Source organism: Oceanospirillum sp. (assembly GCF_982874595.1).
This window is the reverse complement of the sequence record NZ_CEYNZH010000046.1, coordinates 18,704-30,128: the sequence shown is the minus strand read 5'-3', so window position 1 is coordinate 30,128 and position 11,425 is coordinate 18,704. Positions and strand designations below refer to the sequence as shown.

The 11,425-nt window shown below is 51.0% G+C and carries 11 protein-coding genes; 5 read left to right on the top strand and 6 right to left on the bottom strand.

Going from position 1 to position 11,425, the window contains the following annotated elements:
• Window positions 1-308: 308 nt before the first annotated feature.
• From AC4GL5_RS14900 to AC4GL5_RS14875, 6 genes are all read right to left on the bottom strand, one after another.
• Window positions 309-830, bottom strand: a complete 522-nt coding sequence (locus AC4GL5_RS14900) for an ImmA/IrrE family metallo-endopeptidase (protein WP_490383587.1) — start codon at window positions 828-830, stop codon at window positions 309-311.
• 174 nt (window positions 831-1,004) lie between these two features.
• Window positions 1,005-1,922 carry a 4-hydroxyphenylacetate catabolism regulatory protein HpaA gene (hpaA, locus tag AC4GL5_RS14895; protein WP_490383586.1) on the bottom strand — a complete coding sequence of 306 codons (918 nt, stop codon included), beginning with the start codon at window positions 1,920-1,922 and terminating at the stop codon, window positions 1,005-1,007.
• A 191-nt stretch (window positions 1,923-2,113) separates the two neighbouring features.
• The gene (gene hpaI, locus AC4GL5_RS14890; RefSeq protein ID WP_490383585.1) at window positions 2,114-2,923 is read right to left on the bottom strand and encodes a 4-hydroxy-2-oxoheptanedioate aldolase; all 810 of its coding nucleotides are present in this window, start codon (window positions 2,921-2,923) and stop codon (window positions 2,114-2,116) included.
• An 87-nt stretch (window positions 2,924-3,010) separates the two neighbouring features.
• A complete protein-coding gene (hpaH, locus tag AC4GL5_RS14885) occupies window positions 3,011-3,814 on the bottom strand; it encodes a 2-oxo-hept-4-ene-1,7-dioate hydratase (RefSeq protein WP_490383584.1) in 804 nt (267 codons plus the stop codon).
• Window positions 3,815-3,938: 124 nt separating this feature from the next.
• Window positions 3,939-4,703, bottom strand: coding sequence for a fumarylacetoacetate hydrolase family protein (locus AC4GL5_RS14880; protein WP_490383583.1), 765 nt, complete (start codon window positions 4,701-4,703; stop codon window positions 3,939-3,941).
• Between the two features lie 12 nt (window positions 4,704-4,715).
• Window positions 4,716-5,468, bottom strand: a complete 753-nt coding sequence (locus tag AC4GL5_RS14875) for a fumarylacetoacetate hydrolase family protein (RefSeq protein WP_490383582.1) — start codon at window positions 5,466-5,468, stop codon at window positions 4,716-4,718.
• Window positions 5,469-5,892: 424 nt separating this feature from the next.
• Between AC4GL5_RS14875 and hpaE the strand changes: the two genes are divergently transcribed.
• The 5 genes from hpaE (at window position 5,893) to AC4GL5_RS14850 (ending at window position 11,290) form a co-directional block, all read left to right on the top strand.
• Window positions 5,893-7,356 (top strand): 5-carboxymethyl-2-hydroxymuconate semialdehyde dehydrogenase, encoded by a 1,464-nt coding sequence (gene hpaE / locus AC4GL5_RS14870; RefSeq protein ID WP_490383581.1) that lies wholly within the window; start codon window positions 5,893-5,895, stop codon window positions 7,354-7,356.
• A gap of 70 nt (window positions 7,357-7,426) precedes the next feature.
• Window positions 7,427-7,813, top strand: coding sequence for a 5-carboxymethyl-2-hydroxymuconate Delta-isomerase (locus AC4GL5_RS14865; RefSeq protein WP_490383580.1), 387 nt, complete (start codon window positions 7,427-7,429; stop codon window positions 7,811-7,813).
• A 420-nt stretch (window positions 7,814-8,233) separates the two neighbouring features.
• Window positions 8,234-9,283 (top strand): TRAP transporter substrate-binding protein, encoded by a 1,050-nt coding sequence (locus AC4GL5_RS14860; RefSeq protein WP_490383588.1) that lies wholly within the window; start codon window positions 8,234-8,236, stop codon window positions 9,281-9,283.
• A gap of 12 nt (window positions 9,284-9,295) precedes the next feature.
• Window positions 9,296-9,820 carry a TRAP transporter small permease gene (locus tag AC4GL5_RS14855; protein ID WP_490383579.1) on the top strand — a complete coding sequence of 175 codons (525 nt, stop codon included), beginning with the start codon at window positions 9,296-9,298 and terminating at the stop codon, window positions 9,818-9,820.
• A 141-nt stretch (window positions 9,821-9,961) separates the two neighbouring features.
• Entirely contained in the window at window positions 9,962-11,290 is a 1,329-nt protein-coding gene (locus tag AC4GL5_RS14850) for a TRAP transporter large permease (protein ID WP_490383578.1), read from the top strand.
• Window positions 11,291-11,425: the final 135 nt, after the last annotated feature.

The following is an 11,425-nucleotide window of genomic DNA, read 5'->3' as shown; positions in this document are numbered from 1 at the left end:
TCACTCCCTGTAGAGGGTAAACTATAGGGGTGACACAGAATTTTGAACACTACCAGCACCTTTCCAAAAGGTAGGCTTAGAACTTTTGAGATGAGGGGAGCAGGTCTCTAGACGTTTAATGGAGTCTGACCACGAAACTCCAATCGCTTTATCAAAATCAATGAAAAAGCTACTAATCGCTACTCGCCAGTTAACGTCAGACTTAAAACTATTGTTGGAACTGGATTGCTTGAAGGAAGTAGAGCCCACAAGGTCGACACTAAAAAATAACCTTAGCTGGGCTTTCTTGAGTTGTGGCGGTAATTCCATTATCCCTTAATACTCAGTTCATCCAGTCTGATTTCTGCGGCGGCATGGGAAACATCAAAGTCAAATGCAATGTTTGAAATGTTACCACTATGTCTATAATAGGATTCTTTGATTTCCGCTTCAGGCATCAAAAATGCTGAAGCAAACCAATTTGCTTCCCATTCGGTTCTTCCAGTACCGTAGCGGTTTGCTTGTAATGGTTCAGATTTTGCGGCCATCACGTAGTGCAATACCAAGTGTCCAAGCTCATGCGCGATCGTGAAGCGCTGTCTAGAATAGCCAACATCGTTGGCTAAGTTGATGATGAATGAACCGTCATCATCAATTGTGATTGATCCATCCTGCGTTTCGTATAATTCGTGGCCAGCAACTACTCTGATCTCTCCACCAAGTTTCTCTACAATCGGGTGGAGTTCTGATCCAGGAGTGTATTCGAAAAGTTTAGCAGCCTGTTCAGCAACGGCATGCACTTCTTTTTTACTTAAACCACATGATACCGGCGGAGAATATTGACTACTCATAATGGCTCCTGAAGGTATTAGTTTGAATATTTTAATTATAGTTATGCAGGCGACAAACCATGTCGACGGGAAATTATCCTTTTGGGGTATGCGACGATATCCAAAAAAAATGATCCGGCAAGGGGTGTTGAGTTCAAAGTAGCCTAAGGTCACATATTTAGCGTGATTTTATGGTTACTGCGTCTTCTTATCGCTTTGCAGCCGGAAGTCTTTCGGGGTCAGGCCGGTTTGCTTGCGGAAGAAACGGGAGAAGTAGGAGGGGTCGGTAAAGCCCAGCTCAAAGCCGATATCGTTGATGCTGAGGTTGGAGTAGCGCAGCATGCGTTTGCTCTCCTGCAGGACGCGCTCATGAATCAGCTTTTTCGGCGGGCAGTTGGCGACCCGCTGGCAGATATGATTCAGGCGGCTTTCGGAGACGCCGATGGTGGAGCAGTATTTGCTCAGCGGCCAGCGGTTACGGAACTCTTTCTCCAGCAGTTCTGAGAAGCGGCGGAACTGGCGCAGCTCTTCACTGGCAACGGTCTGGGTCTCGGTCTTCTCCGGCGCAAGGCGCATCATCTGTAACAGCAGCAGGCGCACGATGCTTTCAAGGGCAAAGTTCTTGTCGCTGTGTTCGTACTGCCATTCATCCTGCAGGGCTTCAAAACTGTGTTCCAGCCGATGCCAGAGTTTCAGCTGTTCGTCACTGAGCAGGCGCTTTTCAATACAGATGGGGCGGATATGTTCGCTGTCCAGCTGGTTGTTCTGGCTGTCGCTAAGCAGATACCAGATCAGTGACTGATGCACGGTCAGTACGTATCCGGTGACGCCGGGTTGGGTCATAAAAGAGTGGGGAATCGCCGGTGGCGTCAGAAAAACGCAGGCCCCTTCGCAGTTGTAAACCGCTTCGTCGATATAGAAGTGGCTTTTGCCGCCATGAATAAAGTGAATCTGCAGAAACTGGGCGTGCAGGTGCACCGGCATATCACGACCGAAGAAATCCGCCATGCGCCCCAGTACATCAAAGTGGATGGAGGCTTCAGCGAAATGTTGGTCGTAATCCTGACCGATAACAATGTTGGGGATCCACTCGTCGTTATGGTTTACCGGCATGGGGCTTCAATCTGCTGACAAATCGTGGGTGATATCAGACAAGCATAACCCAGCCCGCCCTGATGTGGTGAAAAAAACACCCGGCCTTTTTCGAGGTGAAGAAAAAGTGCCGGGTGCAAGAGGCATCTCTTTGTTTCAGTCTCTGTTTCTGTCTGAGCAGATAGGATCAGAACTGTTTTATCTGATGGTTATCAGTAAACGGAGCCTTTTTCTGCTTTAGGGGCTTCGATATTGGCTTTGAACTTGGCCGCCAGATCGTTGGAGGACTTCATCAGCAGGCCGGTATCGGTACCGACACCAACAAAGAGTGCGCCCAGTTCGATATAGCGCTGAGCCAGCGCCTGGTCAGCGATCAGAATGCCCGGTGCCTTACCGGCCGCAACGATCTTGGCGATGCTCTCTTCGATCACCTTCTGCACTTCAGGGTGACCCGGGTTGCCGATATAGCCCATAGAGGCGCTCAGGTCAGATGGGCCGATAAAGACGCCATCGACACCTTCTGTGGCCAGAATGTCATCCAGATTCTCAACACCTTTCGGGGTTTCGATCTGAATCAGAACACAGGTCTCGTCGTTAGCGGTCTGCAGATACTGAGGCATACGGTTAAAGCCGGAAGCTCGTGCCAGCGCGCTGCCAACACCTCGGATACCCTGTGGCGGATAACGGGTTGCAGACACGACTTCTGCTGCTTGTTCACCGGTTTCCACCATAGGTGCCAGAATGGTCTGAGCTCCTAAGTCCAGAATCTGTTTGATACGAACCGCATCCGGCCATGGCGGGCGAACAATCGGGTGAGACGGATAAGGGGCGATCGCCTGCAGCTGACCCAGAATGGTTTGCAGGTCGTTCGGCGCGTGTTCTGCATCGATCAGCAGCCAGTCAAAACCGGCACCGGCCAGCAGTTCTGCGGTGTAGCTGTTTGCCAGACCCAGCCAAAGGCCGATCTGCGCGGTATCACCCTGTTTCAGGGCTTGCTTAAAGGTATTGGTTGGAGCGGGCATGGTGTTCTCCTGAAATGCGGCTTCCGCATTGAGCAGGAAACCGCATCTATTGAAAGCCGATTAATCGCGGGATGTTCTGGCAGCGTCTTATTTAAAGAAGCAGCTGATGCTACCCAGTGGGCCGTAATCCACCTGGAAGGTATCACCTTTGCGTGCAGCAACCGGACGGGTGAAAGAACCGCCCAGAATGATCTGACCCGGCTCCAGTGTGATGCCATAAGGGTGCAGGCGGTTTGCTAGCCATGCCACGCCGTTTGCCGGGTGATTTAGTACGCCAGCGGCAACACCGGTCTCTTCGATCACGCCATTGCGGTACATCATGGCGGATACCCAGCGCAGATCCATCTCGGATGGTTTGATCGGACGACCACCCATGATGATGCCGCCGTTAGCAGCGTTATCTGCAATGGTGTCGAACACTTTACGTGGGCGACCGGATTCCGGGTCGATGGACTGAGAGCGGGCATCGATCAGTTCCAGTGCAGGAATCACGTAATCGGTCGCGTTATACACATCAAAGATGGTGCAGTTCGGGCCGGACAGCGGCTCTTTCAGAATGAAGGCCAGTTCCACTTCGATACGCGGCACGATAAAACGATCGGTCGGGATATCACCGGCATCTTCAAACAGCATATCGTCCAGCAGAGTGCCGTAATCCGGCTCGTCGATCTGGGAAGACATCTGCATGGCGCGGGAGGTCAGGCCGATCTTGTGGCCGATGATTTTACGGCCTTCTGCCAGCTTGAGTTTCAGCCACTCGCTCTGAATCTTATACGCATCAGGAATGGTGATCTCAGGGTATTGCAGGGAGATCTGACGGATCTGTTTGCGGTCTTTTTCCGCCTGATGCAGCTGGGCGGCGCAATCTTTAATAATCTCTTCGGAAAGCATCTTGATAGTCCTGTGTGCAAACCCTTGGTCGTTTTGATGGCCAGATCATCTGGCCGACCAACGGTTTTTTATTCTTGTTGTGTGCTTGCTGGTGGCTGAAACAGTGTTTCAGCCACAGGGGGGATCAGCCCAGCGTTTTCAGGTAGTCGTCTTCGCTGATGATGTGGTTCACCAGACGGCCAACACCTTCAACTTCCGTCACAATTTCATCACCCGGCTTAACATCCGCCAGACCTTCCGGTGTACCGGTGAAGATCATATCGCCCGGTTCCAGCGTCATGATGTTGCTCAGGTATTCCACCAGATAAGGAATGTTGAACACCAGATCCTTAGTAGAACCTTCCTGCTTCAGTTCACCGTTGATATAGGTGCGCAGGGTCAGGTTGTGCGGATCAGCCACTTCGTTCGCGTCCACGATGTAAGGGCCAACCGGCGTACAGGTATCACGGCTCTTAACCCGCAGGTTAGGGCGGTAGTAGTTTTCTAGATAGTCACGGATCGCGTAGTCGTTACCGACGGTGTAGCCGCCGATGTAATCCATCGCGTCTTCGCGGGAAACGTTTTTCGCGGTTTTACCGATGATGGCGACCAGCTCGCACTCGTAGTGCATGTAGTCAACATTGTCCGGACGGTAGGTGTTTTTGTTGTGACCCAGCAGGGTGTTAGGCGCTTTCAGGAACACCAGCGGCTCGTCCGGTGCCTTGAAAGACAGCTCAGCAGCGTGGTCGGCATAGTTGATCGCCAGAACGAAGATCTTGCCATCGCAAGGTGGCTGCCAGTCCGCATCCGCCTGAGCAATAACAGTACCGTCTGCCAGTACAGCATCCAGATTGTCGTTAACGGTAACGTTGGTCAGTTCACCGTTTAAAAGAATACGTGCGCGTTTCATGGTGACTTCCCCTTAACCCAGCTCTGCTTCGTTGATGACTTTGTTCTCCAAACGACCGATAGAATCGATCTCGATGGCAACGGTATCACCGGCTTTCAGTGCCAGCTTATCTGTACGCAGTGGCGTACCGGCAATGATCAGATCGCCTTCCTGCAGGGTCATAAAGCTGCTCAGGTAGCTGACGATCTTTTGCAGGCTGTGAACCAGCTGATCGGTGCTGGTGCTGTGAACCAGTTCGTCATTGATAAAGGTGTTGATGCCCAGTTTCTCAGGGCTGGATACGTCTTCTTTATTCACAACCCATGGGCCGATCGGGCAGAAACCATCACGGCACTTGGCTTTTACCGCAGGACGGTAGAAAGAACCTTCTGCCAGAGACACTTCGTTGACGATGGTGTAACCGGCAACGTAATCCATGGCGTTTTCTTCAGAAACACGGGTGGCCTGTTTGCCGATCACGATACCCAGAGAAGGACCTGCATAGATAGTGGTGCCGTCTGCAGGAGCCGGGATCGCTGCGCCATAACCGATATGGGTGTTAGGGGTTTTGATGTGCAGTACCGGAGTTTTCGGCGGATTCACATGGGGCTTTTCGTTAAAAGCCTGCTCCAGGCTGGCGCAAAGCTCTTTGTCATTCAGCGCGATGCCAAATACGGTGCCTGTGGTTGCAGGCAGCCATTGCTGTGACGTCATGTCCTGCTTTTGATTTGGGTCGATAGCCAGCTCAGTTGCTACGCCATCCTTCAGGATTCGGCTGTGCCTCATGGCGAAATCTCCAGTTTCTTTGGATTCTTGTTGGAATGTATGGATACGAAATTAGTATCTATGCCAATTACTTTCTATGTTAAGTAGTTTTGCTATTCAGGCTGGGATTGTCAATAACTTAATATGTTAATTAAATGAGTGGGTCCGGGTAGTCGTGCCGGGGCTTCTGAACACAAGAATAGCTCTTAATGATATGGCGTCATTGGGCTAATCATCTTTGTTCAGGGTTGGACTAAAGTTAGCAGGCGTATTTTAGTTTCATGGGCAACTTCTGAGTTGACAATCGTTAATATGTTAAATAAATTGGTTAATATGTTAAGTTATTGCTGGTCAGTGATGGGATTACTGGCTTAGGCAGTAGGCTCAAATTTCAGTTAAAGCCTGCACAGAGGCTTTAGTGCATACGGTAGGACGGTAAAGAACAATGATTAAGAACCTGATTAATGGCAAATGGGTTGAAAGCCCGGAAACGTTTGAAACTGTAAACCCGGCAACCGGTGAGGTTCTGGCCGAGGTCGCTCATGCCACGCCTGAGCAGGTTGCTGCGGCAACTCAGGCGGCAAAAGATGCCTTCCCGGCGTGGGCGAATATGCCGATTGCCAAGCGTTCTAAGATTATCGAAAAGCTGGGTGATCTGATTGGTGAGAATGTTGAGAAAATCGCTCAGCTGGAAACCGCTGATACCGGTCTGCCGATCTACCAGACTCAGAATGCGCTGATTCCCCGTTCTTCCAATAACTTCTACTTCTTCGCTGAGAAGTCCCGTCAGATGAACGGTCACACCTATCCGATGGATGACCAGATGCTGAACTACACCCTGTATCAGCCGACCGGTGTGTGTGCTCTGATCTCCCCGTGGAACGTGCCATTTATGACCGGTACCTGGAAAACCGCTCCTGCACTGGCACTGGGTAACACCGCTGTGATGAAGCAGTCTGAGCTGTCTCCGCTGTCTACCGATTTCCTGGGTCATCTGGCGCTGGAAGCCGGTATTCCGGCTGGCGTATTCAACATCGTTCACGGTTTTGGTGGCACCACAGGTAACGCCCTGATCACCGACCCGAACATCAATGCGATCTCTTTCACCGGTGGTACCTCGACGGGTAAGCACATCATCGCCAACGCTGGCCTGAAGAAGTTCTCTATGGAGCTGGGTGGTAAGTCACCGGTTATCATCTTTGATGACTGTGACTACGAGCGTGCTCTGGATGCGGCGGTATTCGGTATCTTCTCGATTAACGGTGAGCGTTGTACAGCAGGCTCCCGCCTGTTTGTGCAGGAAGGCATCTACGACAAGTTCTGTGAAGAGTTTGCCGCCCGCGCTAATAAGATTAAGGTTGGCGATCCAACTGAGATGGACACCAAGGTGGGCTCTCTGATCAGTCAGGCGCATTGGGAGAAGGTCACCGATTACATCAAGCTGGGTATCGAAGAGGGGGCAACCCTGATCGCTGGCGGTCCTGACAAGCCGGTTGATGAACTGCCGGATCACCTGAAAGGCGGCCACTTTGTTCGCCCGACCGCATTCCGTGATGTCACCAATGATATGCGCATCGCCCGCGAAGAGATCTTCGGCCCCGTGGCTGTGATCATTCCGTTTAAAGATGAAGAAGATGTGATCCGCATGGCGAACGACAACGACTACGGTCTGGCGTCTTACCTGTGGACGCAGGATGTGGGCAAGGTGCATCGCATCGCGAACCGCATCGAAGCGGGCATGATGTTTGTGAACAGCCAGAACGTCCGTGATCTGCGTACGCCGTTTGGTGGTGTGAAAGCGTCCGGTACCGGCCGTGAAGGTGGTGATTACAGCTTCGAAGTGTTCTGCGAACCTAAGAATGTCTGCATCAGCATGGGCTCTCATCACATCCCTAAATGGGGCGTGTGATTTCGGTTTTTTCCTCCGGAGTGCACTTGGTGCACTCTGGTGGCTTCTGTTGCTGACAGTGAGGTGATCTATGCCGCATTTTATTGTGGAATATTCCGACAACCTGCATGAGAAGTTGGATTTTCAGCCGCTTTTCAAAGCGTTACATGAATATGTTGTGTCCACGGGGGCTTTTCCGATTGGCGGTGTCCGCAGTCGTGCAATCCGCTGTTATGACTATCGTGTGGCGGATGGCCGAGATGAGTTTGCCTTTCTGAATCTGAATCTGAAGATTGGTCATGGCCGTGATATGGCGCTGAAAAAGCAGGTGGCAGAAAAGGTGTTTGAGATTCTTTGTGACTGGATGAAGCCGGTAACGGATAACGACTATTGTCAGATCTCCTTTGAGATGACAGAGCTGGACCCGGTGCTCAAGTTCAATAAGAACAATATCCACCCACTTTTTGCGGATAAATAAGTCTGCAGGTTGTGAAATGGTGTGTGTTACGCCTTTCATGAGTTAAATAGATACATAAATTTTATATACGATTCTCTTTTGGTATCGCAAATAATGTTGTATCTTGGAAATCTGATCTAAGTCAGATTTTAAATTCAATGGCTTTGATCTGTACCCTTGATGGTAGAAAAAAGCACTGCTACAGCTTTTTTCTCGGGTATAGCATCTGCTAATGAATTGAATTTGATACAGAAACTGTTTTTCAGAGTTTTAAAGTGATTTAAAACCTGCCTCTGCAGACGAAAGATCTGCAGGGGTGTTCTGGAAATAGGTGTTCTTAATAATAAAAAGTGCACTAACAACGATAATAAGCGTGACCTATGGCCTGACTGCACGACGGGCTATAGGGCAAAACCTAAGCAGGAGACAACAATGACAATAATGAAGAAAACCTTCAAAAAAGCCCTGGTTGGTCTGACGTTAGGCGCCACTATGCTGGCCTCTAATGCTGCCTTTTCTGAAACTATTCTGCGGGTAGGTACCTGGCTACCACCAACGGCTGCGCAGAATGCTATCGTTTGGCCGACTTGGGCTAAGTGGGTAGAAGAAGCGACTGAAGGCCGCGTAAAAATTAAAATTGAGCAAGGTTTGGGCCACCCTAAAACCATGTTCAACCTGGTTGAAGATGGCGTAATCGACGCATCTTTCAGCTATCACGGTTATGTACCGGGTCGTTTTAAACTGCCACAAGCGGTTGAGCAGCCTGGTCTGGGTGTTGGCGCAGAAGCCGCATCTGTCGCTCTCTGGAAAGTGTATGACAAACACTTCCGTCAGGCGGGCGAATTTGAAGGTCTGGAAGTGCTGGGTATGTTCACCCACGGCCCCGGCCTGATCCACTCCAAAGAGCCAATCAACTCTCTTGCTGATCTTGAAGGCAAGAAAATTCGCGTAGGTGGCGGCGTTCAGAGTGTTCTGGCTGAGCGTATGCACGTCACTCCTGTAGGCGCTCCGGCCCCTAAAGTTTACGAAATGCTGCAGCAGGGCGTTATTGATGGCGTATTCATCCCGATGGGTGAGCAAAAATCGCTGCGTCTGAATGAAGTGACTAACTATGTGACTGTTCTGCCTGGTGGTATGTACCTGGGCAGCTTCTCTATGTTTATCAACCCTGAGTTCATGGAAGATCTGTCTGAGAAAGACCGTGCAGCGATCCGTCGTGTATCCGGTCTGCGCTTGTCTGCTCTGGCCGGTAGTGCCTGGGATGGTGCCGATATGGAAGGCTACAAAGCGGCACAGGAAGCTGGCGTAAACGTGAAGCGTATCTCTAAAAACGATGCCATGTACAAAGAGTTCGTTGAGCTGACCAAAGGTATGGATCAGGTCTGGATCGACTCTGTTGAAGATCGTGACGTGGATGCGAAAGCGGCGCTGGAAGAGATGCGCAAGATCGCTCGTGACTACGAAGCTAACATGAAAACTGCTGGCAACTGAGTGGAGTAGTGTATGTCTCTCGCAATGCTTCCTAAGTGGGTGGCAGAGCACTACGAAGAAAAAGGGCCAGTCATTTGGCTGGCCTTTTTTCTTGAGGCCTGTGCGGCGGTAGTGTTGTTTGCTTTGATGGTTCTGACTTGCATGGACGTAATCGGACGATATTTCTTCGATAATGCAGTAGATGGTGCCGTAGAGCTGACAGAGATCGGTCTGGCCGTGATTGTTTTTGCCCAGATGCCGATTGTTACCTGGCGTGGTGGCCATGTTGTGGTTGATATTCTGGACAGCTATATCAGTAATAAACTGATGCGGGTACTGGGATTATTTTCTGCACTGCTGATGTCCGGTGGCCTTTACTTCCTGGCAGAGCGTATGTTCTACCTGGGTGATCGTTCTCTGCGTCGTGGCGTTGTAACGGAATACCTTGAAATACCGGTAGGCTACATCGTGCAGTACATTGCAGTGATGAGTTATGCCACTGCGGCACTGATGATCACCTATGGCGTCTATCGAATCATCATCGAAACCCGTGACTGAATCGACATTTGTGGCTTTTTGAAACCCGTTGCTCGGCCCTGAGTTATCGTTTCATCGTCTGGTACAGATACAGAGCTGACCGCTCTGTCTGTTACCGGTCAGGCTGAGTTTTGTCATCTGCGTTTTTTCCGGACCAAGTTTATGACTGTAGCACTTATCGGCTTTGCTATTCTGCTGGCGCTGATCGTAATCGTGCGAATCCCGATCGCTTTTGCGATGGGCTTTGTAGGGTTCTTCGGTTTTGCCTACCTGCAGGGGCTGGGCTTTGACAATTTATTTGATTTTCGCTGGACCGGCGCTTTGTCTATGGCGGCGAACCGTGTCATTGATACCGCACAGGAATACGGCCTGTCGGTGATTCCTCTGTTTATTCTGATGGGCAACCTGGTGACCAAATCCGGTCTTTCTCAGGAACTCTATCAGGCCTCTTATGCGTTTCTGGGTCACCGTAAAGGTGGTCTGTCCATGGCAACAGTTGTGGCCTGTGGTGGTTTTTCTGCGATTTGCGGTTCTTCACTGGCAACCTCTGCAACCATGGCTAAGGTGGCAATGCCGCCGATGCGTAAATTTGGTTACTCCGATTCTCTGGCTACTGCGTCGATCGCAGCCGGGGGGACTCTGGGTATTCTGATTCCACCCAGCGTGATTCTGGTGATCTACGGTCTGCTGACCGAATCCAGTATCCGTGAACTGTTTGCTGCGGGTTTCCTGCCCGGTCTGCTGGGGATCATTCTCTATCTGGCGGCCGTGCGTTATATCGTATGGCGTAACCCTGAAGCAGGCCCTCCGGGCGAAAAAATGAGCTGGAGTGAGCGCTTTGCGGCTCTGAAAGGTGTCTGGGGTGTTTTGGTCCTTTTCACCATCGTAATGGGCGGTATCTATCTGGGGGTCTTCACCCCGACAGAAGCGGCTGGCATTGGTGCCGGTGGTGCCTTTGTGATCGCTCTGGCCCGTCGCTCCCTTTCCCTGGGTTCTCTGTTCCACGCGATGACCGATACTGGCCGGACGACAGCGATGCTGTTTGGTGTTCTGATCGGTGCGCTGGTGTTCTCTGACTTTATCAACCGTGCGGGTCTGCCGGATGCACTGCTGGCTTTTGTGACCTCGCTGGATATCAGCCCGATGGGCGTGATTCTGGTGATTCTGGCGATCTATATCGTGTTGGGCATGGTGTTTGAGAGTCTTTCCATGATGCTGCTGACGGTGCCTATCTTCTATCCGCTGGTACAGAGCCTGGGCTTCGATCTGGTCTGGTTCGGTATTGTGGTGGTGGTTGTCACGGAGATCAGCCTTATTACGCCGCCGGTGGGGATGAACGTTTTCGTGCTCAGTGCGGTGCTCAGGGATGTGAAGCCGGGCACCATCTTTAAGGGGGTAACCCCATTCTGGATGGCCGATATTGTCCGTCTGGCGCTGATCACCTTTATCGCTCAGATTGCCCTGTTCCTGCCTGAACTGCTTTATCGCTAGAAGCGTTCAATCACCCGAAGTTTAGGCTGAAGGTTCAAACTACCTTCAGCCATGTTTTACAGAGCTAACAGAATAACAATGACTGGAGTGTGTTCAGAGGCGACCCACCTCTGGACCCTTCAAGCTGATAAGGAG

What these genes read in the sequence shown, in the direction of transcription:
- hpaE (WP_490383581.1), top strand. Translation starts at nt 5,893, where the DNA reads ATGATTAAGAACCTGATTAATGGCAAATGGGTTGAAAGCCCGGAAACG.
- AC4GL5_RS14875 (WP_490383582.1), bottom strand. Translation starts at nt 5,468, where the DNA reads ATGAGGCACAGCCGAATCCTGAAGGATGGCGTAGCAACTGAGCTGGCT.
- AC4GL5_RS14850 (WP_490383578.1), top strand. Translation starts at nt 9,962, where the DNA reads ATGACTGTAGCACTTATCGGCTTTGCTATTCTGCTGGCGCTGATCGTA.
- AC4GL5_RS14855 (WP_490383579.1), top strand. Translation starts at nt 9,296, where the DNA reads ATGTCTCTCGCAATGCTTCCTAAGTGGGTGGCAGAGCACTACGAAGAA.
- AC4GL5_RS14865 (WP_490383580.1), top strand. Translation starts at nt 7,427, where the DNA reads ATGCCGCATTTTATTGTGGAATATTCCGACAACCTGCATGAGAAGTTG.
- AC4GL5_RS14880 (WP_490383583.1), bottom strand. Translation starts at nt 4,703, where the DNA reads ATGAAACGCGCACGTATTCTTTTAAACGGTGAACTGACCAACGTTACC.
- AC4GL5_RS14900 (WP_490383587.1), bottom strand. Translation starts at nt 830, where the DNA reads ATGAGTAGTCAATATTCTCCGCCGGTATCATGTGGTTTAAGTAAAAAA.
- AC4GL5_RS14860 (WP_490383588.1), top strand. Translation starts at nt 8,234, where the DNA reads ATGAAGAAAACCTTCAAAAAAGCCCTGGTTGGTCTGACGTTAGGCGCC.
- hpaA (WP_490383586.1), bottom strand. Translation starts at nt 1,922, where the DNA reads ATGCCGGTAAACCATAACGACGAGTGGATCCCCAACATTGTTATCGGT.
- hpaI (WP_490383585.1), bottom strand. Translation starts at nt 2,923, where the DNA reads ATGCCCGCTCCAACCAATACCTTTAAGCAAGCCCTGAAACAGGGTGAT.
- hpaH (WP_490383584.1), bottom strand. Translation starts at nt 3,814, where the DNA reads ATGCTTTCCGAAGAGATTATTAAAGATTGCGCCGCCCAGCTGCATCAG.